The organism is Leptothrix cholodnii SP-6 (genome assembly GCF_000019785.1).
GTDB lineage: Bacteria > Pseudomonadota > Gammaproteobacteria > Burkholderiales > Burkholderiaceae_C > Sphaerotilus > Sphaerotilus cholodnii.
The window spans coordinates 1,199,331-1,224,540 of the sequence record NC_010524.1; the positions used below are offsets into that span (position 1 = coordinate 1,199,331).

19 protein-coding genes are annotated in these 25,210 nt (G+C 70.4%); 4 read left to right on the plus strand and 15 right to left on the minus strand.

Going from position 1 to position 25,210, the window contains the following annotated elements; genetic code table 11:
- Positions 1-14: 14 nt before the first annotated feature.
- Positions 15-914 carry a 2-hydroxy-3-oxopropionate reductase gene (locus LCHO_RS05625; protein WP_012346154.1) on the plus strand — a complete coding sequence of 300 codons (900 nt, stop codon included), beginning with the start codon at positions 15-17 and terminating at the stop codon, positions 912-914.
- A gap of 175 nt (positions 915-1,089) precedes the next feature.
- Positions 1,090-4,143 carry a GspE/PulE family protein gene (locus LCHO_RS21980; RefSeq protein WP_012346155.1) on the plus strand — a complete coding sequence of 1,018 codons (3,054 nt, stop codon included), beginning with the start codon at positions 1,090-1,092 and terminating at the stop codon, positions 4,141-4,143.
- Here LCHO_RS21980 and mutL read toward each other — a convergent pair whose 3' ends face one another.
- Entirely contained in the window at positions 4,144-6,099 is a 1,956-nt protein-coding gene (mutL, locus tag LCHO_RS05640) for a DNA mismatch repair endonuclease MutL (protein ID WP_012346156.1), read from the minus strand. It abuts the gene before it with no gap.
- A 52-nt stretch (positions 6,100-6,151) separates the two neighbouring features.
- On the minus strand, positions 6,152-7,270 hold the full coding sequence (locus tag LCHO_RS05645; RefSeq protein WP_012346157.1) for an ABC transporter substrate-binding protein: 1,119 nt from the start codon (positions 7,268-7,270) through the stop codon (positions 6,152-6,154).
- Between the two features lie 163 nt (positions 7,271-7,433).
- On the opposite strand from LCHO_RS05645, the gene LCHO_RS05650 reads away from it, so the two are divergent.
- The gene (locus tag LCHO_RS05650; RefSeq protein WP_012346158.1) at positions 7,434-8,093 is read left to right on the plus strand and encodes a DedA family protein; all 660 of its coding nucleotides are present in this window, start codon (positions 7,434-7,436) and stop codon (positions 8,091-8,093) included.
- 24 nt (positions 8,094-8,117) lie between these two features.
- Here LCHO_RS05650 and LCHO_RS05655 read toward each other — a convergent pair whose 3' ends face one another.
- The 3 genes from LCHO_RS05655 to tsaE form a co-directional block, all read right to left on the minus strand.
- On the minus strand, positions 8,118-9,599 hold the full coding sequence (locus LCHO_RS05655; protein ID WP_050757296.1) for a hypothetical protein: 1,482 nt from the start codon (positions 9,597-9,599) through the stop codon (positions 8,118-8,120).
- 61 nt (positions 9,600-9,660) lie between these two features.
- The gene (locus LCHO_RS05660; protein ID WP_012346160.1) at positions 9,661-11,232 is read right to left on the minus strand and encodes an N-acetylmuramoyl-L-alanine amidase; all 1,572 of its coding nucleotides are present in this window, start codon (positions 11,230-11,232) and stop codon (positions 9,661-9,663) included.
- A gap of 28 nt (positions 11,233-11,260) precedes the next feature.
- Positions 11,261-11,743, minus strand: a complete 483-nt coding sequence (tsaE, locus tag LCHO_RS05665; protein WP_012346161.1) for a tRNA (adenosine(37)-N6)-threonylcarbamoyltransferase complex ATPase subunit type 1 TsaE — start codon at positions 11,741-11,743, stop codon at positions 11,261-11,263.
- Positions 11,744-11,746: 3 nt separating this feature from the next.
- Between tsaE and queG the strand changes: the two genes are divergently transcribed.
- Complete coding sequence (gene queG / locus LCHO_RS05670) at positions 11,747-12,832, plus strand: tRNA epoxyqueuosine(34) reductase QueG (RefSeq protein ID WP_012346162.1); 1,086 nt, start codon at positions 11,747-11,749, stop codon at positions 12,830-12,832.
- A 9-nt stretch (positions 12,833-12,841) separates the two neighbouring features.
- Here queG and LCHO_RS05675 read toward each other — a convergent pair whose 3' ends face one another.
- From LCHO_RS05675 to LCHO_RS05720, 10 genes are all read right to left on the minus strand, one after another.
- Positions 12,842-14,149, minus strand: a complete 1,308-nt coding sequence (locus tag LCHO_RS05675; protein ID WP_012346163.1) for a glycerate kinase type-2 family protein — start codon at positions 14,147-14,149, stop codon at positions 12,842-12,844.
- A 71-nt stretch (positions 14,150-14,220) separates the two neighbouring features.
- The gene (gene glxR / locus LCHO_RS05680) at positions 14,221-15,126 is read right to left on the minus strand and encodes a 2-hydroxy-3-oxopropionate reductase (RefSeq protein WP_012346164.1); all 906 of its coding nucleotides are present in this window, start codon (positions 15,124-15,126) and stop codon (positions 14,221-14,223) included.
- 31 nt (positions 15,127-15,157) lie between these two features.
- Positions 15,158-15,937 carry a hydroxypyruvate isomerase gene (gene hyi / locus LCHO_RS05685; RefSeq protein ID WP_012346165.1) on the minus strand — a complete coding sequence of 260 codons (780 nt, stop codon included), beginning with the start codon at positions 15,935-15,937 and terminating at the stop codon, positions 15,158-15,160.
- A 14-nt stretch (positions 15,938-15,951) separates the two neighbouring features.
- Positions 15,952-17,742, minus strand: a complete 1,791-nt coding sequence (gene gcl / locus LCHO_RS05690) for a glyoxylate carboligase (RefSeq protein ID WP_012346166.1) — start codon at positions 17,740-17,742, stop codon at positions 15,952-15,954.
- Positions 17,743-17,867: 125 nt separating this feature from the next.
- Positions 17,868-18,734 carry a cytochrome c3 family protein gene (locus LCHO_RS05695; protein ID WP_012346167.1) on the minus strand — a complete coding sequence of 289 codons (867 nt, stop codon included), beginning with the start codon at positions 18,732-18,734 and terminating at the stop codon, positions 17,868-17,870.
- A complete protein-coding gene (locus LCHO_RS05700; RefSeq protein WP_012346168.1) occupies positions 18,731-19,309 on the minus strand; it encodes a hypothetical protein in 579 nt (192 codons plus the stop codon). The genes LCHO_RS05695 and LCHO_RS05700 overlap by 4 nt, the downstream gene beginning before the upstream one ends.
- 14 nt (positions 19,310-19,323) lie before the next feature.
- The gene (locus LCHO_RS05705; protein ID WP_012346169.1) at positions 19,324-20,562 is read right to left on the minus strand and encodes a 2Fe-2S iron-sulfur cluster-binding protein; all 1,239 of its coding nucleotides are present in this window, start codon (positions 20,560-20,562) and stop codon (positions 19,324-19,326) included.
- A gap of 195 nt (positions 20,563-20,757) precedes the next feature.
- Positions 20,758-22,122, minus strand: a complete 1,365-nt coding sequence (locus tag LCHO_RS05710; RefSeq protein WP_012346171.1) for an 8-oxoguanine deaminase — start codon at positions 22,120-22,122, stop codon at positions 20,758-20,760.
- 91 nt (positions 22,123-22,213) lie between these two features.
- On the minus strand, positions 22,214-23,686 hold the full coding sequence (locus LCHO_RS05715) for a nucleobase:cation symporter-2 family protein (RefSeq protein WP_012346172.1): 1,473 nt from the start codon (positions 23,684-23,686) through the stop codon (positions 22,214-22,216).
- A gap of 123 nt (positions 23,687-23,809) precedes the next feature.
- Positions 23,810-25,030 carry a urate hydroxylase PuuD gene (locus tag LCHO_RS05720; protein WP_012346173.1) on the minus strand — a complete coding sequence of 407 codons (1,221 nt, stop codon included), beginning with the start codon at positions 25,028-25,030 and terminating at the stop codon, positions 23,810-23,812.
- Positions 25,031-25,210 lie beyond the last annotated feature (180 nt).

The window sequence follows — 25,210 nt, forward strand, 5'->3', positions numbered from 1 at the left end:
CGAAAGGAACTCCCATGAAACTCGGATTCATCGGCCTCGGCATCATGGGCGCGCCCATGGCGGGCCATCTGCTGGCCGCCGGCCATGAACTGTTCGTGCACACCCGCAGCGCGGTGCCGGCGGCGCTGGGCGCGGCCGGTGCGGTGGCCTGCGCCAGCGGCGCCGAAGTGGCGCAGCGCGCCGACGTGGTCTTCACGATGGTGCCCGACACCCCCGACGTGCAGAAGGTGCTGTTCGGCGAAAACGGCGTGGCCTCCGGTCTGAGCGCTGGGAAAACCGTCGTCGACATGAGCAGCATCTCGCCGATCGAGACCCAGGTCTTCGCCAGGCAGATCGCCGCGCTCGGCTGCGATTACGTCGACGCGCCGGTCAGCGGCGGCGAGGTCGGCGCCAAGGCCGCCAGCCTGACGATCATGGTGGGCGGCAGCGAGGCGGCGTTCGCGCGCATCCAGCCGCTGCTGGCGCTGATGGGCAAGAACATCACGCACGTGGGCGACGTCGGCGCGGGCCAGATCACCAAGGTGGCCAACCAGATCATCGTCGCGCTCAACATCGCCGCGGTCGGCGAGGCGCTGGTGTTCGCCAGCAAGGCCGGCGCCGATCCGGCCAAGGTGCGGCAGGCGCTGATGGGCGGATTCGCGTCCAGCCGCATCCTCGAGGTGCATGGCGAACGCATGATCAAGCGCACCTTCAACCCGGGTTTTCGCATCGGCCTGCACCAGAAGGACCTGAATCTGGCGCTGCAGGGCGCCAAGGCGCTGGGCGTGGCGCTGCCCAGCACCGCCAACGCGGCGCAGCTGATGCAGGTGTGCGCCGCGCAGGGCTGGGATCAGCTCGACCACTCGGCGCTGGTCAAGGCGCTGGAACTGATGGCCGCGCACGACGTGGCCGCGGCGCCCGACGCGGCTGCCTGAGCCCGGCGCCCGCCCGGCCTGCACGCAAGCCGCGTGGTCCGGGCGGCAAGACGGGCCACCTTCGGCCCGTTTATCGCGCCTTCGCGGCGTGCGGGGTTCTCTAGGATCAGGGTGTCGCGGTCGCTGTGCGCCGCGGCGGGTGGCATCGGCCATCCTGCTGATGACGAGGCCCACCATGTCCCAAATTTCCCTGCCGTCCCTGTCGCTGGTCCCCACGCCCGACGAGCTGCGTCGCGGCACCGGCGCGCTGCCCGTGCAGGCGCCCGGCAAGGCGTCGGCGTCGAAGAAATCCTTTGCCTGGCCGACTCCGCCGCTGGCCGCCTACCCGCTGCCGGTGCCCGCGCTCGAGCCCGAGCCGTGCGAGATCGAGGGCCGCACCGGCAACCTGATGGCCGGGCTGATGGTGTCGTTCGAGCCCGAAGAAGGCCTGGTGCGCGTGCAGGTGCCGCCCGAGCGGGTGCCGATGGCGCTGCGCTTCAACCAGATCCGCCGCCTCACGCTCAAGCGCAGCCTGGCACCGCTGAGCGCGGCGATGGTGGCCGACGCCGCCGGCGATCCGCCCGACCAGGTGCTGGCGCATCACCAGAGCCAGTCGTACACGGTGCAGCTGATGGGCGGCGCCAGCATGGCCGGGCGCACGGTCGGCCATGTCGAGATGCCGGTCGGCCTGTTCCTGTTCGCGCCGCTCGACGGGCTGGGCTCGGTGCAGCGCATCTTCGTGCCGCGGGTGGCGATCGAGCAGTTCCAGATCGGCGAGCGGCTCGGCCAGATGCTGATCGAGCAGCAGGCCACCACGCCCGAACAGCTCGAACAGGTGCTGCTGCAGCAGCAGACCCAGCGCCAGAAGAAGCTCGGCGAACAGCTGGTCGAGCGCCAGATCGTGACCCCCGAACAGCTGCTGACCGCGCTCGACAAGCAGGCCCGCATGCCGTCGGTGCGCCTGGGCGAGGCGCTGGTGGCGCTGGGCTATCTGACCGACAAGCAGCTGCAGGAAGCCCTGCAGCTGCAGCGCACCGACCGGGTCCAGCCGCTGGGCGAGCTGCTGGTCGAAAAAGGCCTGGTCGAAGGCGAGCAGCTGCGCATCGCGCTGGCCCGCAAGATGGGTTATCCGGTGGTCGATGTCGCCGGTTTCCCGGTCGACCCGGCCTTGATCCCGCTGCTGCCGGCACCGGCCGCCCGGCGCCTGCAGGTGTTGCCGCTGATGCGCCGCGGCGGCCGGCTGGTGGTAGCGATGCACGACGCCAGCCAGCAGTCGGTGATCGAGGAACTGCAGCGCCTAACGCAATCCCACATCGCCCCGACGCTGGCCGGCGGCACCGGCCTGGCGGAGGCGATCGAGCGCGCCTACAGCCAGGTGACGTCCGACCTGATCGAATACACGCCGGTCGACGACCTGCCGGCACGGCGCACGCCGATGCCGCCCGCGCATTTCCCGGCCGCCGCGCTGCGCCGGGCGGCGGGCCCGTCGGTGGATCTGCCGGTGGAGCTGCCCGTGACCGTCCCGACCCTGCCGCCACCGGCGCCTCCAGTCGTCGTGCAGGACACGCTGCGGCCCAACGAAGGCCCGATGTCGGTCGCCGACGCGGCCGACGCGGGTTTCCCGCTGATCTCGCTGGAGGCGATGGGTGTCGAGGTGACGGAGCTGACCGGCCTGGCCGGCCACGACGCGGCCGACCTGCCGCACCCGGTCGACCACACGCCGACCCAGCCGCTGGCCCATCCGTCGGACCCTCACGCGGCAGCCACCCACGAGCACGCCGAAGTCGACCTGCCGATCACCGTGCCGGCCGGCTGGCCGGTCGACGCCCCGACGGTCGATGTCACGCCGGCGCAGGCTCCGTCGATCGAGGCTCGCCACGCCGAACCCGCGCCCGTCGCTGCGCCGTCGCCCGGCAAGCCGGTGCCGCGCCACGAGCGCCAGGCCCAGGCCGCCGCCGCCGATGCCGAGGCGTCCAGCCGGGCCCGCAGCAGCGCCGATCGCCACGAGAGCCCGCTGCTGCAGACGCTGGCCAACCTGGTGCTCGATGCGCTGGGCCGCGGCGCCAGCAGCGTTCAGATCGAAACCCTCGGGCCCGACGACAAGCTGCAGGTGCGCCTGCGCCGCAACGGCCGGCTCGAGCCGCACACCGATCTGCCGGCGACCTACCGGGTGCCGCTGATCGCGCGCATCAAGGCCCTGTGCGAGCTCGACGTCAGCGAAACCCGCCGTCCGCAGGAGGGCCGGCTGGCGTTCGGCCGACTGGTGCCGCAGCACAAGATCGACCTGCGGGTGCACGTGCTGCCGACCCAGAACGGCCTCGAGGACGTCGTGATCGGCCTGCCGTCGCGCCTCAAGCCGATGGCGCTGGATGCGCTGGGCATGGCAGCGCCCGAGGTCGAGCGGCTGAAGGGCCTGCTCGACCGGCCGGCCGGCCTGATCCTGTGTGTCGGCCCGGCGCGATCGGGGCGCACCACCAGCCTGCACGCCAGCCTGGCACACCTGAACCGCCCCGAGCGGCGCATCTGGACGCTCGAGGACCGCATCGAGCTGACCCAGCCGGGCCTGCGCCAGATGCAGGTCCACCCCGACGAGGGGCAGACCTACGAATCCGGCCTGCGCACCCTGCTCAACACCGACGCCGACGTGCTGATGGTCGGCCACATCGGCGACGTCGGCACCGCCCGCGTGGCGGTCGACGCGGCGCTGCAGGGCCGGCTGGTGATCGGCGCGATGACCGGTCGCAACGCCTGCGACGCCGTGATGCGGCTGATGGACCAGGGCGTCACGCCGTGGGATCTGTCGGACGCGCTGCTGGGCGTGCACAGCCAGCGCCTGCTGCGCCGCATGTGCAGCGCCTGCCGCATGAGCCGCAGCGCCAAGGAGACCGAGATCGAGGAATGGGTGGAAGGCTATTTCCACGGCGCCGTGGTGGCCGATCCGCTGCCCGAACGCGAGGCGCTGCTGCGCAGCTGGCTCGAGCGTTTCGGCCGCGAAGGCCGGCTGCGCCGCTTCCAGAGCCCCGGTTGCGAGCGCTGCGGCCACACCGGCCAGCGCGGCCGGCTGGCGGTGCACGAGCTGCTGGTGGTGACGCGCGAGCTGCGCCGCCTGATCCGCGCCGGTGCGCCGGCCTGGAACCTGCAGCGCCAGGCCCAGAAGGACGGCATGCGCACGCTGCGCCAGGAGGCGGTCGAGAAGATGGTGGCCGGCCAGATCACGCTCGACGAGGTGCGCACGGTGCTCGACCTGTGATCAGCGCCCGCGCAGGAACAGCGTGTCGAGCTCGCGCAGCGTGACCTGACGCCAGGTCGGTCGGCCGTGGTTGCACAGGTCGGCGCGGTCGGTGGTTTCCATGTCGCGCAGCAGCGCGTTCATCTCTTCGAGTGTCAGGCGCCGGTTGGCGCGCACCGCGCCGTGGCAGGCCATCGTGGCCAGGATCTCGTCGTGCGCGCGCTGCACCAGCGTGCTGGCCTCGCCGGTGGCGCTCTGGCCGAGTTCGGCCAGCACCGAGCGCGCCAGCGCCACCGGGTCGGCATCACGCAGCGCGGCCGGGCGCGAACGCAGCGCCAGCACGCCGGCCGACAGCGGCGTCAGGTCGAGGCCCAGCTGCAGCAGCGTGGCCGCGTGCACCTCGGCGGTGGCGATCTCGGTCGGCGTGGCGGCGAAGGTGGCCGGGATCAGCATCGGCTGAGCCTCGATGCCCGGCGCGCCGTTTTCGTTGCCTTCAGCCGCGCCGCGTCGTGACGCCAGGCTCTGCTTGAGCCGCTCGTAGACGATGCGCTCGTGCGCCGCGTGCATGTCGACGATCACCAGCCCGCGGCGGTTTTCCGCCAGCACGTAGGCGCCGCCCAGTTGCGCCAGCGCGCGGCCGAGCGGCCACTCGTCTTGCGGATCGACGGCGGCGTGGTCGGTGCGCAGCGGGAAGGCCGTGGCCGGATCGCCGCTCGGCGCCGTTGAGTAGCCGGGTGAACCGGAGAAGCCCGGCGGCATCTCGCGCGCATGCAGTTGCGCCGCCTGCTGCAGCGCGAGGCTGCCTTGCACCGGGTAGGGCGCGCGCCAGGCGGTTGATGCAGTCGACGCGGTCGGGTTGCCGGTCCAGACGTCGGGGTTGCGATCGATCGGTGCGTTCGGCGGGGCCCCGGTCGGCTCGACGGCGGCCGGTCCGTCCGCCGGCGCAGCACCGGCCTCGTGCAGCCGCGGCAGCGCCAGCGCGGCCTCGACCGAGCGGCGCAGCGCCTGGTGCACCTCGCGCGAGTCGCGGAAACGCACCTCGCTCTTGGTCGGATGCACGTTGACGTCGACCCGCTCCGGCGGCACGTCGACGAACAGCACGTAGCTGGGCTGGCGGCTGCCGTGCAGCACGTCCTCGTAGGCCGAGCGCACGCCGTGGGCGACCAGCCGGTCGCGCACGTGGCGGCCGTTGACGTAGGCGTATTGCAGGTCGGCGCGGGCGCGGGCGGCCTCGGGCAGGCCGACGCGGCCGTAGACCTGCAGCGGGCCGGCCTGCGCCGTGACCTCGCGGCTGGCGGCGATGAACTCCTCGCCCAGCACGTCGCGCACACGCTGCTCGGGCGTGCCGGCGCGCCACTGTTCGAGCAGCCGGCCTTCGTGCCAGACCGCAAACGCCACCGCAGGCCGCGCCAGCGCGTGGCGGCGCACCGCTTCGAGGCAGTGCGCCAGCTCGGTGGCGTCGGTCTTCAAGAACTTGCGCCGCGCCGGCGTGGCGAAGAACAGCTCGCGCACCTCGACCGTGGTGCCGACCGAGCGCGCCGCCGGTGCCAGCTCGCCGCTGCGGGCGTCGATGCGCATCGCGTGCGCGCTGTCGGCGGTGCGGCTGGTGATGGCCAGTTCGGCCACCGCGCCCAGCGCCGCCAGCGCCTCGCCGCGGAAGCCCATCGTGCCGACCTGCTCCAGGTCGTGCAGGCTCGTGATCTTGCTGGTGGCGTGGCGCTTGAGGGCCAGCGGCAGTTCGTCGGCGGGGATGCCGGCGCCGTCGTCCTCGACCAGGATCGCGCGCACGCCGCCGGCGGCCAGTCGCAGCGTGATCTGGCGCGCGCCGGCGTCGAGCGCGTTGTCGAGCAGCTCGCGCACCACCGAGCCGGGGCGCTCGATCACCTCGCCGGCGGCGATCTGGCTGATCAGCTCGTCGGGCAGTTCGCGGATGGCGCGGCGCGTGGCGCCGGACGCGGTGGACGGGGGCAGGGTCATGGGCCGGGATTGTAGGAAGCGGCCTTCCGGGCCGCCCTCGCCCGGTCAGTGCTCAGCGGATGTAGCGCCCGCCGGGGCCGACCTGCACCATCTCGACGAAGCGCGAGCCGCCGATCTCGCCGCGGCTGAAGTCGATCTCCATGCCGCCCCAGTTCATCTGCAGCACCGTCAGCATGGCGCGCAGCTGGCTGCGGCCGAGCTCGCGGCCGCAGCGCCGCAGGGCCTCGATCAGCACCTGGGCGGTGATGAAACCCTCCAGGCTGGCGTAGCCGATCCTGACCTGCGCGGGCTCGCACAGGCGCCGGTACGACAGGATCTGCGGGTCGGTCTGGCTCCAGGGGTAGGGCACCACCTGCGCCACGGCCAGGCCGCTCGCGAGCTTGAGTGCGCCGGCGGCGAGGGTCTCTTCGCCGCCCATCGACATCGAGAAGAAGCCCGGATGGCGGTTCAGCGCGGCGGCCATCTCCATCATCTGGATCGACTGCGCCGCCGGCAGCGCCAGCACCAGCGCCTGCGGATCGAGCGCCATCAGCTTGCGGGTGGCCTCGTGCACGGTCGCGGGGTCGGGCGTGACGGCGGCTTGCGCCAGGGTCTTGATGCCCTCGCGCGCCAGCGCCGCACCCAGCAGCGAGGCCAGCGTCGCGCCGGCCGGATCGCCGGGCGTGACCACGGCCACCCGGGTCAGCCGGACGGTGGCGAGGTGGCGGGCCAGCGCCTCGGCCTCGCGCGCCTGGCTGGCGCGGACGTGGAAATGCCAGCCGCGCACCTGTTCGCGCTGTCGGTCGCCGATGCCCAGGCCGCCGATCGCGGGGGCGCGGGTGTCGGCCGGCATCTGCGCCAGCGTCGGGCCCTGCACCGGGCCGATCGGGCCGAGCCAGGCGACGAAACCGGGTTCGGTGGCCAGGCGCTGGGCCTTGATCGCCAGCATCTGGGCCGGCTGCTGATCGTCCACCGGCACCCAGCGCAGCTTGCGCCCGCCGATGCCGCCGCGCGCGTTGGCGCTGTCGAGCGCGAGCTGGATGCCGGCCTGGAAATCGCGCAGCGCCGGGCCGCGCGCGCCGCCCGGCGGGGCGAAGCGGCCCAGCAGGAGATCGCTTCCGGCCGCGACCACCCCCGTGGGCAGGCCCATGCCGATGCCGGCGGCAGTCAGGACCAGGGAACGGCGGCGCATCGTGGAGGGCAGGTCAGAGGGTTGCGGCAAGAGCCGGGCAGGAGGGCGGATTCAAGTGCGGCGCAGTGTGCCGGCCACATCGGGCCTTGTCATGAGCCCTAATTGATAAATGTGCCAAATTGTGACGGGCTGTGCACAGATGTGCTCCGGGATAATCCGTGCCATGGAATGGATAACCCTCTTGATCGACTTCGTGCTGCACGTCGACCAGCACCTCAACCAGTTCGTGACCGATCACGGCGCCTGGATCTATGTCTTGCTGTTCGCGATCATCTTCGTCGAGACCGGCCTGGTGGTGATGCCGTTCCTGCCGGGCGACTCGCTGCTGTTCGTGGTCGGCACGATGTGCGGCCTGGGCCTGCTGAGCCTGCCGCTGACCATCGCGCTGCTGCTGGTGGCGGCGATCCTGGGCGACCAGCTCAACTACAGCATCGGCCAGCGCCTGGGGCCGCGGGTGTTCCAGTGGGAGCAGTCGCGCTTCTTCAACAAGCGCGCCTTCCTGCAGGCGCACGCGTTCTACGAGCGCTACGGCGGCATCACGATCGTGCTGGCGCGCTTCATGCCGTTCATCCGCACCTTCGCGCCCTTCGTGGCCGGCGTGGCAGCGATGTCCCGGCTGCGTTTCGCGATGTACAACTGCATCGGCGCGCTGCTGTGGGTGGTGGGCATCACGGTCGCCGGCTACCTGTTCGGCAACGTGCCGTGGGTGAAGATGAACCTCGAGAAGATCATCTGGGCGCTGCTGATCGTGCCCGGCCTGCTGGCGATCTTCGGCGCCTGGCGCGCCCGCAAGCGCGAAAGCAGCCCGGTCGGCCAGACCTGAACCGGGCGCAGGTGGGCTGCCGCGTCAACGCGGCGCCGAGGCTGGCCCGGGCGCCGGTGCTGCCGGTACGGCAGGTGCCACGGCAGCAGCAGCCGGCAGCATGACGGCCGGCCCCGATCCCTTCACCAGCGACGGCACCGTTTCGCGCTGCCGCTCGCTCACCCGGCTGGCCAGCGGTGCGTTCTGGTAGCGGCTCAGGTAGCGGCAGTCGCTGGCCGGTTTCCAGCGCGGCGCGAGCTGCCGGCAGGTGTCGGCGACGTCGGCGGGCAGCGGCATCTTCTGCTGGTCGAGCCAGTCCGACAGCGCCGCCGCGGCGCTCAGCGCCTGCGCATCGGTGATGCCGTCGTGCGCATCGTCGTCGGTGTAGAGCTGCAGCAGGCGTCCGGCATTGCCGACCTCGGCCAGCACGCGGCGGAACTCGGTTTCGTATTCGACCGGCGCGATCGGGTCGCGCACGGCGTGCAGCGTCAGCACCGGCAGGTTCAGGCGCGTGGCCGGATCGGTGTCGTCGGCCAGGGCGGCGCGTGCCGCCGGGTCGGACACGTAGCGCGGCACCTGGCGGTTCAGCGCCTCGTCGTCGCCTGATCCGGTGTAGCGCACGCCCTCGTTGCCGAACGGATTCTTGCCCTTGAGCTTGCGCCAGACGATGTCCTGGAACTGCCAGGTGGCGTCGGCCAGCAGCGTCTGCACGGCGCTCTCGGGGATGCGGGTGACGCCGGTCAGCGTCTGCAGGGCCTGGCGCTGCGCGGCGCTGCGCTGGCCGGGCGGCTTCGACAGCCCCGTGCAGGCCTCGACCCGCTGCGCCAGTTCGGCTCGCGTCAGGCCGGCCTGGCCGCTGCCGGCCGGCGGCAGGCCCATCCACAGCGGGTAGACGGGCTCGTCGGGGCGCGGGTGGTTGTTGCAGACCGCCTGGTAGACCACGCGCAGGTCGAGCCAGCCGTCGTAGGCGCGGCCGGCGCCGACCAGCACGCCGTTGCTCAGCAGCAGCGCGTCATACGGCGGCCGGCCGGTGCCGGGGCGGCGCGGGTGCAGATCGGGCGTGGTGTAGCGCGCGGCCACGTGGGTGGCCACGCCTGCGCCCCAGCCGTGGCCGTGCAGCAGCGTGCGCTGCGGCGCGCCGAACTCCGCCACCCAGGCCTGGCGGGCGCGCTCGGTGTCGTCGACCGCAGCCTGCATCTCGAGCCCGCCCTGGCGGTACGACGAGCCCGCCCAGCCGTAGCCGGCCTGCAGCCAGACGGCCCAGCGCGACAGGTCCTGCCGGCTGCGCGCGGGGCCGGGCTCGGCCAGATCGGAGCCGTCGTGCGCGAACACGATCAGCTGGCCGTTCCACTGCGCCGGTTTCGCCAGCCAGACCGAGGCGCCGAGGTAGTCGCGCCCGGCCAGGCAGGTGCTGCCGGCGGGCAGCGCGGCCGGGCAGGGCTGAGACTGCGGCAGCTCGCCGCTCAGGCGCAACTGCGCCGAGCCGACGGCGGGCGCGCAGGCCAGGGCTGCCGCGAGCAGGGTCATGGCGGTCGGGGCGGATCGGGTGGCGCGTGTGTTCATGCTCCGAGCCTAACGGCCGCCGGCGTCAGAGCATGCGGTTGCGCGCCAGCGGCGGGTTGCGCGCGAAATAGCGCACGACGCCGGTGTAGAGCGCCTTGACCAGACGCGCCTGGTAGGCCGGGCTGCGCAACTGGCGTTCTTCCTCGGGATTGGTGATGAAGCCGGTCTCGACCAGGATCGACGGGATGTCGGGCGCCTTCAGCACCGCGAAGCCGGCCTGCTCGACATGGTTCTTGTGCAGCTTGCCGACCTGGCCGATGTGGCCCAGCACCTCGCGGCCGATGCGCAGGCTGTCCTTGATCTGCGCGCTGGTGCTCATGTCGAACAGCGCGCGCAGCACGTGGCGGTCGTTGGCCTTGACGTTGATGTTGATGCCGCCGATCGCGTCGGCGCGGTTCTCGCGCTGCGCCATCCAGCGTGCCGCGGCGCTGCTGGCGCTGCGCTCGGACAGCGCGAACACCGACGCACCACGCGCGCGCGGCAGCATGAAGGCGTCGGCGTGCACCGAGATGAACAGGTCGGCCTGCACCCGCTGCGCCTTGCGCACGCGGTCCTGCAGCGGCACGAAGAAGTCGGCGTCGCGCGTCAGCATCGCGCGCATGCCGGGGCGGGTGTTGATCAGGTCGTGCAGCTGCCTGGCGATCTGCAGCACGACGTCCTTCTCGCGCAGCCCGCTCGGCCCGATCGCGCCCGGGTCCTCGCCGCCGTGGCCGGGATCGATCGCCACGATCACCAGCCGGTTGATGCCGGCACGGCCCGGTGGCACGGCCGGCGGGCGCACCGGCGCGGCGGGTGCCGACGGCGGCGCCGATGCGGTCGCAGGAACCGGGGCTTGCGCCGGCCCGGGTGTCGGCGCCGAGGCCGGCGGCCAGGCGGGCCGGTCGGGCTCGACCGCCTCGGGCGTCCTGGCCACGGCCGGGCCGTCGCCGGGCTGACCCGGCAGCGCGGGCGGCGGCGTGGCGCCGGGCGAGTCGATGCGGCCGATGAATTCGCCCAGCGCGTCGTCGACGTCGGACGCGGCCTGCTCGGCCTCGTGGTTGGCCGCCTGGCTGGCGTTGCCGAGCGCCGTCTCGCGTTCGCGCACCAGCAGCAGCAGCGGATCGGGCGGCTTGCTCGGGCGCAGGTCGAACACCAGCCGGTGCCGGTACGGCGGGATCGGCGCCAGCGTGAACACCTGCGGCTCGCTCGGGCTCTTCAGGTCGAACACCATGCGCACCTTGCGCGGCTCGCTCTGGCCCAGCCGCACCTTCTCGATGTGCGGGTCGTGGTTGCCGACCTTGGCGACCAGGTCGCGCAGCTGCGGGCTGAGCTCGAGGTCGTCGATGTCGATCGCCAGCCGCGGCGGCTGGTCGATCGCGAAATGGCGCGTCACCAGCGCCTGGTCGGATTCGATCGTCACCCGCGTGTAGTCGGCCGCCGGCCAGACCCGCACCGCCACCAGGTTGGCGCCGCGCACCAGATCGGGCGCGCCGAGCATCAGCACCCAGGCGCCGGCCTGGCGGAACCAGCCGCGCCGATGCATGGCGGGCAGATCATCGGTGGGCGGGGTCGACAGAGGGGCCGGCAAGTGCCCGTGGCGCGTCGCGTCGTACTTCATGCGGGGCGTCCTTGGTGAGCGTGGGCGGTCAATCGGAGATCAGCTCGCGGCCGAGCGCGGTGCCGGGCTGCAGCTGCACCTGCCGGCCGGCGTCGAGTTGCGGCTCGATGATGATGCGCAGGTCGGCGGCGGGCAACAGGCCGGCCACCCGCTCGGGCCATTCCACCAGCTTGAGCCCGGGGCTGGCAAAGAGATCGCGCAGGCCGGCGTCCTCCCATTCGAGCGGATCGCCGAAACGGTAGAAGTCGAAGTGCCACGCCGCGCCGGCCTCGCCCGACTCACCGGCGGGCAGCTCGTAGGGCTCGACGATCGCGTAGCTCGGGCTCTTGATGCGCCCGCTCACGCCCAGCGCGCGCAGCAGGTGGCGCACCAGCGTGGTCTTGCCCGCACCCAGCGGGCCGTGCAGCTCGATGCAGGCGCGGCGCAGGCCGGGGTGGCGCGCCAGGCGGGCGGCGGTGGCGGCGCAGGCCGCCTCGTCGGGCCAGTGCAGGGACAGCGTTTCTAGAATCACCGGATGTCAGACCTTCCAATCGACGCGCCGGCCCTGCTCGAGCAACTGCAGGAATGGGCCCGGACGCTGGGATTTTCCCAGATCGGTGTGGCCGACGTCGATCTCGCCAGCGCCGAGCCCGGCCTGACGGCGTGGCTGGCCGCCGGATTCCACGGCGACATGCAGTACATGGCCGCCCACGGCCTCAAGCGCGCCCGCCCGGCCGAACTCATCCCCGGCACCGTGCGCGTCATCACCGCCCGCCTCGACTACCTGCCACGCGACACCCCGCCCGACTGGCGCGAGCACGAGCGGGCGCGCCAGCAAAGCCCCGGCGAGGCGGTGATCTCGATCTACGCCCGCGGTCGCGACTATCACAAGGTGCTGCGCCAGCGCCTGCAACGCCTGGCCGACCGGATCGCGCAGGCCGTCGGGCCGTTCGGCCACCGCGTGTTCTGCGACTCGGCGCCGGTGCTCGAGGTCGAACTCGCCAGCCGCAGCGCACTCGGCTGGCGCGGCAAGCACACGCTGCTGCTCGACCGCGCGGCGGGTTCGATGTTCTTTCTCGGCGAGATCTACGTCGACCTGGCCCTGCCGCCCACGCCGCCGGTCACGCCGCATTGCGGCCAATGCAGCGCCTGCATCGACGTCTGCCCGACCCGCGCCATCGTCGCGCCCTACCGGCTCGACGCGCGCCGTTGCATCAGCTACCTGACGATCGAGGACGACGGCCCGATCCCGATCGAACTGCGCGCGGCGATCGGCAACCGCATCTACGGCTGCGACGACTGCCAGCTGATCTGCCCCTGGAACAAGTACGCGCAGCGCAGCCCGCTGGCCGATTTCGACGCGCGTGCGCCGCTGGTCTCGGCCACGCTGCTGCAGCTGTGGGGCTGGGACGAGGCGGCCTTCCTGCGCCACACCGAAGGCAGCGCGATCCGCCGCATCGGCCATCGGCGCTGGCGGCGCAACCTGGCGGTGGCGCTGGGCAACGCCTGGCGCGAGACGGGTGATGCGGCCATCGCCGCCGCGCTGCAGTCGGCGCTGCCCGAGCCCGACGACATGCTCGCCGAGCACATCGGCTGGGCGCTGGCGCAGCGCGCGGCGTAGCCGCCCGGCTCAGCCCTGCGCGTCGATCAGGATGGCGCGGAAGTCGTTGACGTTGGTCAGCGTCGGCCCGGTCACCACCGCGTCGCCCAGCGCCTCGAAGAAGCCGTGGCCATCGTTTTCAGCCAGGCGATCGAGCGGCTTGACGCCCATCGCCCAGGCACGGGTCAGCGTGTGTGGCGTGAAGATCGCACCGGCGATCTCCTCCTGGCCGTCGACGCCGTCGGTGTCGCCCGCCAGCGCGTGGATGCGCGGGTGGCTGGCCAGCGTGATGCCCAGCGACAGCAGGCACTCGACGTTGCGCCCGCCGCGGCCCTGTCCGCGCACCGTCACCGTCGTCTCGCCGCCCGACAGCAGCACGCACGGCGCGGCGACCGGCTGGCCGCGCTGCGCCACCTGCAGCGCGATACCCGCGAGCACCTTGCCGACGTCGCGCGCCTCGCCTTCGAGCGCGTCGCCCAGGATGTAGGGCGTGTAGCCCGCTTCACGCGCCAGCGCCGCTGCTGCTTCGAGCGCCATCTGCGGCGTCGCGATCATGCGGGTCTCGATGCGCGCCAGGCGCTCGTCGCCCGGCTTGAGCGATTCACCGCGGCCGCTTTCCAGCACCTCGCGCACGGCATCGGGCAGCTCGATGCCGTAGCGGCGCACGATCGCCAGCGCATCGTCACACGTGGTCGGATCTGGCACCGTCGGGCCGGAGGCGATGTCGATCGGGTTGTCGCCCGGCACGTCCGACAGCAGCAGCGTCAGCACCCGAGCCGGATGGCAGGCCGCGGCCAGCCGCCCGCCCTTGATGGCCGACAGATGGCGGCGCACGCAGTTCATCTCGCTGATCGTGGCGCCCGATTTCAGCAGCGCGCGGTTGACGGCCTGCTTGTGATCGAGCGTCAGCCCCGGCAGCGGCAGCGGCAGCAGCGACGAACCGCCGCCCGAGATCAGGCACAGCACGAAGTCGTCGGCCGTCAGGCCCTGAACCAGTGCCAGCAGGCGCTCGGCGGCGGCCAGGCCGGCGGCGTCGGGCACCGGGTGGGCGGCCTCGACGATCTCGATGTGCTCGCACGGCACCGCGTAACCGTAGCGCGTGACCACCAGCCCGCCGAGCTGCGACTTCGGCCCGCGCCAATGCTGCTCGACCGCGCGCGCCATCGCCGCCGAGGCCTTGCCCGCGCCGATCACGATCAGCCGGCCGCTGCCGAGCGTGGCCGGATCGGGCAAGTGCGGCGGGATGCAGACGGCCGGCTGGGCCGACGCGATCGCCGCGTCGAACAGGCGGCGTAGCAACTGGGCTTGATGGGCCTGGGAGGAGGCGGGCTGGGGCATCTGGGCCTTTCGTGATCGTCGCCGATCGTCGGTCGTGAGTGTGGATCGGCCCTGTCCGTCAGCCGCTGGCATCAGCCGGGCTGCTGGCCGATCTCGAAGTGGGCCATTGTCTCCAAAGCCCGCACCATTGCCGAGTGGTCCCAGCCCTTGCCACCATGTGCGGCACATGAATTGAACAGCTCCTGCGCGGTGGCCGTGTTGGGCAGGCTGACACCGAGCGAGCGCGCGCTGGCCAGCGCCAGGTTGAGGTCCTTCTGATGCAGCTCGATGCGAAAGCCCGGCGCAAACGTGCGCTTGACCATGCGCTCGCCGTGCACCTCGAGGATCCGGCTCGACGCGAAGCCGCCCATCAGCGCCTGCCGCACCCGCGCCGGATCGGCGCCCGCCTTGGCCGCGAACAGCAGCGCCTCGGCCACCGCCTCGATGTTGAGCGCCACGATGATCTGATTCGCCACCTTGGCGGTCTGGCCGTCGCCATTGCCGCCCACGAGCGTGATGTTCTTGCCCATCAGCTCGAACAGCGGCCTGACGCGCTCGAACACCGCCTCGTCGCCACCCACCATGATCGACAGCGTGGCGTTCTTCGCGCCCACCTCGCCGCCGGAAACCGGCGCGTCGAGGTAGTCGCAGCCGAGTGCGTTGATCTTCTGGGCGAAGGTTTTGGTGTCGATCGGCGAGATGCTGCTCATGTCGACCACGGTCTTGCCGGCGGTCAATCCAGCCGCCACGCCGCCCTCGTCGAACAGCACCTTCTGCACGTCCGGCGTGTCGGGCACCATCGTGAAGATGATGTCGGCGCGCTGTGCCACTTCGCGCGCACTGGCGCAGGCGATCGCGGGGCTGTCGACGATCGCGGCCGGCAGCTTGCCGCGTGTGTGCACGAACAGCGTGTGGCCGGCGCGGATCAGGTGGCCGGCCATCGGCGCGCCCATGATGCCCAGGCCGATGAAACCGAGCTTGAGTGATTGCGAAGTCATCGTTTCAATCCTTGTCGTGTCGCGATGCACGTCATTGCGCCAGGCGCTGGCGCCAGCCCAGCCCGTCCTCGGTCCGGCCGGCGGGTTTGTATTCGCAGCCGATCCAGCCGTCGTAGCCGATGCGGTCGATGTGGCCGAACAGGAAGGCGTAGTTGATCTCGCCGCTGCCGGGCTCGTTGCGGCCGGGGTTGTCGGCCAGCTGCATGTGGCCGATGCGCGGCAGCAGCCGCTGCATCGTCGCGGCCAGCTCGCCCTCGGTGCGCTGGGCGTGATAGATGTCGTACTGCAGCAGCAGGTTGTCGGCGCCCACTTCATCGAGGATCTCGATCGCCTGCTTCGTGCCGTTCAGATAGAAGCCCGGGATGTCGAAATGATTGATCGGCTCGATCAGCAGCCGCAAGTTCGCCTTCTTCAATTCGGCTGCCGCATGCCGAAGGTTCTCGACATAGGTGCGCCGATGCGTCGCCTCGTCGACACCGGCCAGGCGCTTGCCCGCCACGCAATGCAGTTGATGCACACCGAGCACGCGGGCGTATTCGACCGCCTGCGTGACCCCGGCGCGGAACTCTTCAATGCGATCCGGGTGGCAGGCAATGCCACGCTCGCCGCCGTCCCAATCGCCGGGTGGCAGGTTGAACAGCACCGGCTTCAGCCCGTTCTGATCGAGCTTCTGACGGATCTCGTGGGCGCTCCAGGCATAGGGAAACAGGAACTCCACCGCCTCGAACCCGGCCATCGCGGCACGTTCGAAACGATCGAGAAAAGGCACCTCGGTGAACAGCATCGAGAGGTTGGCGGCAAAACGGGGCATCAATGAACTCCTCTTCATTCCAGAAGGCCGGCCATCTCCAGGCCTTGTCGGCCTTCGGGGTGGCGGCAGTCGATCTCTTCGAACTCGTTGACCTTGTCGATCTCGGTGCCCATCGCGATGTTGGTGACCTTCTCGAGGATCACCTCCACCACCACCGGCACGCGGTATTGCTGCGCCATGGCCTGGGCCTCGATCAGCGCGGCCTCGATCTTCTCGGGGTCGGTCACGCGCAGCGACTTGCAGCCCAGGCCCTGCACGACGGCCTGGTGATCGACGCCGTAGCTCTGCAGCGCGGGGTCGTCGACGTTCTGATTCTCGAACGCCAGCTGCACGCAGTAGTCCATCTCGAAACCGCGTTGGCTCTGGCGGATCAGGCCGAGGTAGCTGTTGTTGACCAGCACCTGCACATAAGGCAGGCGGAACTGCGCGCCCACCGCCAGCTCCTCGATCAGGAACTGGAAATCGTAGTCGCCCGACAGCCCGACCACCGTGCGTGTCGGGTCGGCCGCCACCACACCGAGCGCGGCAGGGATGGTCCAGCCCAGCGGGCCGGCCTGGCCGCAGTTGATCCACTGGCGCGGCCCGTAGACATGCAGGAATTGCGCGCCGGCGATCTGTGACAGGCCGATGGTCGTGACGTAGATCGTGTCGCGCGGGAAGGCCTTGTTCATCTCCTCGTACACGCGCAGCGGCTTGATCGGCGTCTGCGTGTAGTGGGTCTTGCGGTGCATCAGCTGCTTGCGCTCGGCGCAGCGCTGGGCCCAGTCGCTGAAGTTGCGCAACTGGCTGGCGGCCTTGCGCTCACGCGCCACCTGCACGAAGAGTTCGAGTGCCGCTTTCGCATCGCTGACGATGCCGAAATCGGGCGTGAAGACGCGGCCGATCTGCGTGGGCTCGATGTCGACGTGCACGAAGGTGCGGCCCTTGCAATAGACCTCGGTGCTGCCGGTGTGGCGGTTCGCCCAGCGGTTGCCGATGCCGAGCACGAAGTCGCTCGCCAGCATCGTCGCGTTGCCGTAGCGGTGGCTGGTCTGCAGGCCGCACATCCCGGCCATCAGCGGGTGGTCGTCGGGGATCGCGCCCCAGCCCATCAGCGTCGGAATCACCGGCACGCCCGTCAGCTCGGCAAACTCGACCAGCAGCGCGGCCGCGTCGGCGTTGATGATGCCGCCGCCGGCCACGATCAGCGGCTTGTGCGCGGCGGCCAGCATGTCGAGCGCACGCTCGATCTGGCGGCGCGTGGCGGCGGGCTTGTAGACCGGCAGCGGCTCGTAGGTGTCGATGTCGAACTCGATCTCGGCCATCTGCACGTCGAACGGCAGGTCGATCAGCACGGGGCCCGGGCGGCCCGAGCGCATCAGGTGGAAGGCCTGCTGGAAGGCGCGCGGCACCAGCCCCGGCTCGCGCACCGTCACGCTCCATTTCGTGACCGGTTTGCTGATGCTCTCGATGTCGACGGCCTGGAAGTCTTCCTTGTAGAGCCGTGAGCGCGGCGCCTGGCCGGTGATGCACAGGATCGGGATGCTGTCGGCAATGGCCGAATACAGGCCGGTGATCATGTCGGTGCCGGCCGGCCCGGAGGTGCCGATGCACACGCCGATGTTGCCGGCCCTGGCGCGGGTGTAGCCCTCGGCCATGTGCGAGGCGCCTTCGACGTGGCGGGCCAGGATGTGCGCGATCGACTGCCGCTCGCGCATCGCCGCATACAGCGGGTTGATCGCCGCACCCGGCACGCCGAAGGCCTGGGAGATGCCTTCTTTCTCCATCACCAGCACGGCGGCCATTGCGGCCTTCATCTTTGCCATTGAGTGCTCCTTGTCTCGGTGCCCTCATGGTCGTGGCGATGGCGTTTGCAGAGAACCCCAGTGAGCGAATCTCAGCTATTCCAGGCCGGAATGGCGTGGGTGCAGGTTCTCGCGCGGATTGACGATCAATCGCGCTCGCGCCGCTTGCCTCCGCCGTTCTTGCGCGGCTCCTCGTCGGCGCTGCGGTGGCATTCGACGCAGTTGGAGAAGTTGCGGATCCCTTCTTCCTCATGTTCTTCACGCACGTTGGCCAGCGTGTGCTCGTGGCAGCCGTAGCAGGTGTAGCGGCTGTAGTCGCTGTTGACGTGGCAGGTCACGCACTTGGCGTTGTGGTCGTCGTCGAGCAGGAACAGCTTGTCGTGGTCGAAGGTGGCAGGCTTCCAGCGCTGCTGCTCGTGGCACTGGCCGCAGTTGCCCTGGATCTGGCGGTGCAGGCTGTCGGTCGGTGCCTTGTGACAGCCCTCGCAGCGGTTCAGCACGGCCTTGGCCAGCAGGGCGTGATCGAAGGTGGCGGGTGTCCAGCCACCGGTTTCGTGGCATTGCGCGCAGCCCACGCTCAGGTCGCGGTGCACGTTGTTCGTCGGCGCCTTGTGGCAGCTCTCGCAGCGCTCGCGCGAGGCCACCTGCAGCAGCGTGTGCGAGAACGGCTTGCGCGCCCGGTGGGTGAGCTTGGGGCCGGCGTGATCGGTGTGGCAGGCGATGCAATCCTTCTCGATCAGGTCCTGATGGAACGAGACCTTGACGGCCGGGGTGGCCATTGCAACGCCTTTTGTCGTGCGCAGGCCGATGTCCGGCACCGCGTGGCAGGCCACGCAACGTTGCGAGTCGGCACCGCGCAGCGGCGCATGGCAGGCAAAGCAGTCGCCGGCCACATCGGCATGACCGGCCACCAGCGCACCGGGCGCCACCATCAGATGCGGGTAGATGAAGACCAGCGCCAGCAGCGCCAGCAGGTTGATCGAGATGAGGGCCAGCAGCCAGCGGCGTGTCATTTCCAGCCCCAGAACAGGAACACCGCCACGATGTGCCCGAGTGCGAGCACGCCGAAGGCCAGCGTGATCGGGAAGTGCACCAGCCGCCACTTCTTGACCACGTCGAAGGTCAGGCTGTCCCAGTACATGCGGTCTTCGAGTTCGTCGGCCGACAGGCCTTGCTGGCGCAGCCGCTGGCGCGCCTCGTCGAGCCGGCGGCGTGAGCGTTCGAGCAGGTACTTGCCGGTCAGGCCGCTGCCGACGTTGACCAGCATCGCCACGATGGCCAGCCAGCCGAGGATGGCGTTGAAGTGGATGCCCGCGTGCACCAGGATCAGCAACGAGCCGAGCCAGGCCAGGTACTCATGCCTGCGTAACAACTGCATCGGCTGGCCGGAGCGGATCAGCTTGCGCTTGCGCAGCGAGTAGCGGAACGAGCCCAGGATCAGCAGCGTGCCCGCAATGCCCAGATAGCGCCCGATCCAGACCGCGTCCAACACGTGCAGCACGGCGTCGATCAACAGCGCCGCAACGACCAGCGCAACGAAGGCGAGGACGGAGGGAAGGACTTCTCGGCGCAGCAGTCTGGCTTGCATGGTGGGGTTCGTGGTCAGGCTTCGAGCACCAGGGCCGAGCCCGGTGTGCCGACGCACAGCAGGCAGTGGCCCGGTTTCACGTCATGGTCGGGCTGGCGCGCGTAACGCACCGAGCCCGACAGCAGTTTCGTCTCGCAACTGCCGCAGCCGCCGGAGCGGCAGCCCGCCTCGACAGCCAGGCCGTGGCGTTCGGCGAAGTCGAGCAGGCTGGCGTCCGCGCCATTCCACACCAGCGTGCGGCCACTGCGCTGAAATGCCACCTCGACCGGCTCGGCGAACTCGGCCTCGGCCTCTCGGGTCTGCGCGTCGCCGAGTCGCACCGAGGCAGGCCCGAAGGCCTCGAAGTGGATGTCCTGCCTGGGCACGCCCCACGTCACCAGCGCCGGCACCAGGCTCTCCATCAACGCCGGCGGTCCGCAGACGTAGAAGCCGTGGCGGCCGTGTGGCAGCGTGCGCCGCAGGAGCTCGACGTCGACGTGCCCGCGATGCTGATAGTCGCGCCCGGCCACGTCGTTCGGGCCCGGGCGGCTGTAGACCACGTGCAGATGCAGGCGTGCATGGTCCTGCGCCAGCTGTTCGAGCACGGCCTTGAAGGCGTGTTCGTCGCTGTTGCGCAGGCCGTAGAACAGGTGCACGTCGCGCTGCGGCTGTTCGGTCACGCACCAGCGCAGCATGCTCATCATCGGCGTGATGCCGATGCCACCGCCGATCAGCACCGCCGGCACGCTGGCATCGGCGTCGATGAAGAAATGACCCGACGGCGCCTTGACCTTGAGCACGTCACCGACTTGCACCCGCTCGTGGAAGTGATTCGACGACAGGCCCGGCGCCCACTCGGGGTGATCCGGCGGCGCGGCCACGCGTTTGATGGTGATGCGGTGGTGCGCCGGGTCGGGTGCGTCCGACAGCGAGTAGCAGCGGGTGATTGCGCGCGCATCGGCGCCGTTGTCAGGCACCTGCAGAGAAAAGGTCAGGAACTGGCCGGGCTTGAACGGTGCCAGTGGCCCACCGTCGACGGGCGCGAGGTAGAACGAACACTGGCTGTGCGCGCGGTCCTCGAACTCGCGCCGCGTGACGCGGAATTCGCGCCAGCGCGCGGCCGCCAATTGCGCCTCGGGCACGGTGGCATCGCCGGCACCTTGCGACGTCGTCGCTGGCTTGCGGCTGTGCCGCCAGACCGCGAAACCGATGCCCAGCGCCAACTGAAGCAGCAGTGCCGCGGTGATCCAGGCCAGTAGCAGCGGGGCGGTCATGAGGTCAGGGGTGGTGCGGTTGGATCGGCTCGCCACCGTGGCTGCCGATCGAGTCGATGCGGATCATTGTCAGGGCCGTCCCACCCGTGACATTGATGCGCATCAACCCTGGCCGGGCGCAGAGATCGGCCAGACCGCCATCCGAGCCCGTGCTAACCGATCGTTAACCTGCCGACGACTTGGCGTGCGGTCGCGTCAGGCGTTGACCAGCTCCGCCGCCAGCCGGTTGTGCCGCTCGATCAGCACCGGCAGTTCCAGCGTCGTGATGCGCCCGTCGCGCACCACCACGCGGCCGTTGACGATGCTGTGCTTCACGCGCGGCACGTGGCAGAAGAACAGCGCGGCCAGTGGGTCGTGGTGCGCACCGGCCAGGCCGATGTCGTCGAGCGGGATCGTCACGATGTCGGCGCTCATGCCCGGCGCGAGCGCGCCGATGTCGTCGCGGTTGAGCACCGCGGCGCCGCCCCGCGTGGCGATCTCGAGCACCTCGCGCGCGGTCAATGCACTCGGTCCCTTGACCGGGCCGTGCGCCACGCGTTGCAGCAGCAGCGCGAGCCGCGCCTCGCCGAGCATGTGGCCGCTGTCGTTGCTGGCCGAGCCGTCGACCGCGATCGACACCGGCACGCCCGCATCGCGCATGGCACGGATCGGCGCGATGCCCGAGGCGAGTCGCATGTTGGATCCCGGGCAGTGCGACACCCCCGTGCCGGTGCGCGCAAACAGGGCGATGCCGGCTTCGTCGAGCTTGACGCAGTGGGCGTGCCAGACGTCGCGGCCGACCCAGCCGAGCTGCTCGGCATATTCGGCCGGCGTGCAGTTGAACTTCTCACGCGTGTAGGCGATGTCGTTGTCGTTTTCGGCCAGGTGGGTGTGCAGCGAGACACCGTGTTCGCGCGCCAGCACCGCCGCATCGCGCATCAGCTCGCGGCTGACCGAAAACGGCGAGCACGGCGCCACCACGATGCGCTGCATCGCGTGGCGCGCCGGGTCGTGCCAGCGCTCGATCAGGCGCTGGGTCTCGCGCAGGATGGCGGGCTCGCTCTCGACCACGCCGTCGGGCGGCAGGCCGCCTTGCGACTGGCCCACGCTCATCGAGCCGCGTGCGGCGTGGAAACGCATGCCGATTTGCGCGGCGGCTTCGATGCTGTCGTCGAGCCGCACGCTGTTGGGGAAGATGTAGAGGTGGTCGCTGCTGGTGGTGCAGCCCGACAGCAGCAGCTCGGCCATCGCGGTCTGGGTCGACACGTGCACCATTTCGGGCGTCAGGTGCGACCAGATCGGGTAGAGCGTCTGCAGCCAGCCGAACAGCTCGCAATCCTGCGCTGGGCGGATCACGCGCGTGAGCGTCTGGTACATGTGGTGGTGCGTGTTCACCAGGCCGGGGATGACGACCTGATCGCGTGCGTCGATCACCTCGTCGGCGGTCTGCGGCAGTTCGGCGCTGGCGCCGACCGCCTCGATCACGCCGTCGCGGGCGAAGACGGCGCCGTCGGCGATCTCGCGCCGCTGGGCGTCCATCGTCACCAGCAGGCGCGCGTTGTGGATCAACAGTGTCGTCATGTGGACCTCCCGATCGACTCGAAACAGAAAACAAAAAAGGGCCGGACTGCTTGGGTGCAGGCCGGCCCAACTGACTTGAAATTCTTGCAGGTCAGTGCCCGCCTTCGGCCTGCATCGCGGCGTGGCGCGCTTGGGCTTCACTGCTGTCCTGATTGAGCGAGGCGCCATTGAAGAACATGTTGAGCAGCACCGCGCTGATCGTGGTCAGCAGGATGCCCGATTCCAGCAGCGGGTGCAGGCTGTGCGCCATGTGCTGGGTCCAGGCCGGCGCCACCAGCGGGATCATGCCGGCGCTGATCGACACCGCCACGATGTAGAGGTTGTTCTTGTTGGTCTTGTAGTCGACCCCCGCCAGGATGCGGATGCCGGTGGCCGCCACCATGCCGAACATCACCAGCCCGGCGCCGCCCAGCACGAACTGCGGCAGCGACTCGACCAGCGCGGCCATCTTCGGGATCAGCCCGAGCACGATCAGGATGATGCCGCCGGCCACGCAGACGAAGCGGCTGCGCACGCCGGTGACGCCGACCAGGCCGACGTTCTGCGAGAAGCTGGTGTACGGGAAGGTGTTGAAGATGCCGCCGATCAGCGTGCCCAGGCCGTCGGTGCGCAGGCCGGCGGTCAGGCTCTGTTGCGTCAGCTTGCGGCCGGTGAGATCACTCAGCGCGAGGAACATGCCGGTCGATTCGATGAAGGTGACGATCATCACCAGCACCATGGTGGCGATCAGCACCGGGTCGAAGGTGGGCATGCCGAACGAGAAGGGCAGCACCAGGTCGAACCAGTGCGCGCTCGCCACCTTGCCGAACGTCATCTTGCCGAGCGCGGCGGCGACGATGCCGCCGATCACGATGCCCAGCAGCACCGAGATGTTGGCGATGAAGCCGCGGCCGTACTTGGCGATCAGCATGATCGCGGCCAGCACGAACAGCGCGATGGCCAGGTTGTCGAGCGCGGCGTAGTTGGGGTTGGCGACCATCGGTGTCGGCCCGAACGGCAGCGCTGTGCCGGCCGCCTTGGCGTTGGCGACGGCCTGCAGGTGGGCCGGGTCGGGGATCTTGGCCATGAAGGCCGGCCCGCCCATCGCCCAGCCGATGCCCACGCGCATGAGGCTGACGCCGATCACCGCGATGATGGTGCCGGTGACGACCGGCGGAAAGAAGCGCAGCATGCGGCTCGCCAGCGGCGCGATGAAGATGCCGATCACGCCCGCGGCGATGATGGCGCCGAAGATCGCCCGCGCCCCGTCCAGGCCCGGCACCGCCTCGGCCATCGCCACCATCGGGCCGACTGCCGCAAACGTCACGCCCATCATCACCGGCAGGCGGATGCCGAACCACTGCGTCACGCCCAGCGACTGGATCAGCGTGACGATGCCGCAGCAGAACAGGTCGGCCGAGATCAGCAGCGCCACCTGCTCGGGGCTGAGCTTGAGCGCGCGGCCGACGATCAGCGGCACCGCGATGGCGCCGGCGTACATCACCAGCACGTGCTGGAAGCCGAGCGCGGCAAGGCGCGGGGTCGGGATCTTCTCGTCCACCGGGTGGACCGTGGTGTCACTCATGGCATCTTTCCTTCGGTTGCTGGCGGCGGTCGTTGACCTGCTCTGCGGCAGTGGACCGTGTTTCCCTGGGACTGGCCTTTGCACGATTCGTGCGAGGTTCGGTGCGGCGTGGTTGCGCGTCGGTCAATGCAAGGGCGCACCGGCGTCGAACCAGCGCCGGATCAGCGTGCGTTCGGCGTCGGTGATGCCGGTGGCGTTGTTCATCGGCATCAGCTTGAGCACCGCCGCCTGCTGGTAGAGCGCCTGGGCGTGGCGGCCGATCAGCGCGGGCGTGTGCAGCGCGATGCCCTTGCTGGCGAGCTGGGCGTTGTGGCACATCACGCAGCGCTGTTCGAGCACACCCTGCAGTTCGGCAAAACGCACCGGCGAGGCGGCGGCGCTGCGCGCCTCGGTGTTGGGCGACACCGACGACGGCGTGGGCGCCAGCCCGATCGCCAGGCCCAGCAGCGTCAGCGTGCCGACCGTGGCGTGCTGCCAGGGCGCACGCTGTCCCTGCACCAGCGCCTTGTGGCGGGCCACGAAGCTGTGCCGGATCAGTGCGCCCGCCAGCATCAGCAGCACCAGCACCAGCCAGTTCTGCTCGTCCGAATGGAGCCAGCCGTAGTGGTTGGACAGCATCGCCACCAGCACCGGCAGCGTGAAGTAGGTGTTGTGCACGCTGCGCTGCTTGGCGCGCTGGCCGTGCACCGGGTCGACCGCGACGCCGGCCTTCATCTGCGCGATCACCTTGCGCTGGCCGGGGATGATCCAGAAGAACACGTTGCCGCTCATCGTGGTGGCCAGCATCGCGCCCACCAGCAGGAAGGCCGCGCGGCCGGCGAACAGCTGGCAGGCCAGCCACGAGGCGAACACCACGAAGGCGAACACCCCGGCGCCGACGATCAGGTCGCCGTTCTTCCTCTGGCCGAAGGCGCGGCAGATGCCGTCGTAGACCAGCCAGAACGCCGCCAGGAAACCGAGCGCTGCCGTGATGGCCGCGGCGGGCGACCAGTCGAACACGCTCCTGTCGACCAGGAAGGTGCCGGCGTTGAACAGGTAGAGCACCGTGAACAGGCCGAAGCCCGTGAGCCAGGTGCTGTAGCTTTCCCAGTAGAACCAGTGCAGGTTCTCGGGCAGCGCCTTGGGCGCGACCAGGTACTTCTGCGGGTGGTAGAAACCGCCGCCGTGCACCGCCCACAGCTCGCCGCCGACGCCCTTGGCGCGCAGGTCCGGCGCGCTGGGCGGCGTCAGGCTGTTGTCGAGAAAGACGAAGTAGAACGACGAGCCGATCCAGGCGATCGCCGTGATCACGTGGGCCCAGCGCAGCAGCAGGTTGGCCCAGTCGAGCAGGTAGGTGGTGTCCATCGCATCCTCATGAAGGGCGGAAGGCGCGGCCGTTCGGGCTGCACCTTCCCCTCACCACAGCGGGCTCTGTGAGGAGTCAACATCGCGACCACACGGGCGCCGGCCGGATCGGCCGATGCCCGCGGGGCTCCGCGGCGACGTGACCAAAGTGTATACACAACGGTGTGCGATGCTGAATGC

Coding starts and splice junctions, on each gene's coding strand:
- LCHO_RS05705 (WP_012346169.1), bottom strand. CDS start 20,562: ATGACCGCCCCGCTGCTACTGGCCTGGATCACCGCGGCACTGCTGCTT.
- LCHO_RS05695 (WP_012346167.1), bottom strand. CDS start 18,734: ATGACACGCCGCTGGCTGCTGGCCCTCATCTCGATCAACCTGCTGGCG.
- LCHO_RS05645 (WP_012346157.1), bottom strand. CDS start 7,270: ATGCGCCGCCGTTCCCTGGTCCTGACTGCCGCCGGCATCGGCATGGGC.
- gcl (WP_012346166.1), bottom strand. CDS start 17,742: ATGGCAAAGATGAAGGCCGCAATGGCCGCCGTGCTGGTGATGGAGAAA.
- LCHO_RS05650 (WP_012346158.1), top strand. CDS start 7,434: ATGGAATGGATAACCCTCTTGATCGACTTCGTGCTGCACGTCGACCAG.
- LCHO_RS05660 (WP_012346160.1), bottom strand. CDS start 11,232: ATGAAGTACGACGCGACGCGCCACGGGCACTTGCCGGCCCCTCTGTCG.
- LCHO_RS21980 (WP_012346155.1), top strand. CDS start 1,090: ATGTCCCAAATTTCCCTGCCGTCCCTGTCGCTGGTCCCCACGCCCGAC.
- LCHO_RS05675 (WP_012346163.1), bottom strand. CDS start 14,149: ATGCCCCAGCCCGCCTCCTCCCAGGCCCATCAAGCCCAGTTGCTACGC.
- LCHO_RS05625 (WP_012346154.1), top strand. CDS start 15: ATGAAACTCGGATTCATCGGCCTCGGCATCATGGGCGCGCCCATGGCG.
- glxR (WP_012346164.1), bottom strand. CDS start 15,126: ATGACTTCGCAATCACTCAAGCTCGGTTTCATCGGCCTGGGCATCATG.
- LCHO_RS05700 (WP_012346168.1), bottom strand. CDS start 19,309: ATGCAAGCCAGACTGCTGCGCCGAGAAGTCCTTCCCTCCGTCCTCGCC.
- LCHO_RS05720 (WP_012346173.1), bottom strand. CDS start 25,030: ATGGACACCACCTACCTGCTCGACTGGGCCAACCTGCTGCTGCGCTGG.
- LCHO_RS05655 (WP_050757296.1), bottom strand. CDS start 9,599: ATGACCCTGCTCGCGGCAGCCCTGGCCTGCGCGCCCGCCGTCGGCTCG.
- LCHO_RS05710 (WP_012346171.1), bottom strand. CDS start 22,122: ATGACGACACTGTTGATCCACAACGCGCGCCTGCTGGTGACGATGGAC.
- hyi (WP_012346165.1), bottom strand. CDS start 15,937: ATGCCCCGTTTTGCCGCCAACCTCTCGATGCTGTTCACCGAGGTGCCT.
- LCHO_RS05715 (WP_012346172.1), bottom strand. CDS start 23,686: ATGAGTGACACCACGGTCCACCCGGTGGACGAGAAGATCCCGACCCCG.
- mutL (WP_012346156.1), bottom strand. CDS start 6,099: ATGACCCTGCCCCCGTCCACCGCGTCCGGCGCCACGCGCCGCGCCATC.
- queG (WP_012346162.1), top strand. CDS start 11,747: ATGTCAGACCTTCCAATCGACGCGCCGGCCCTGCTCGAGCAACTGCAG.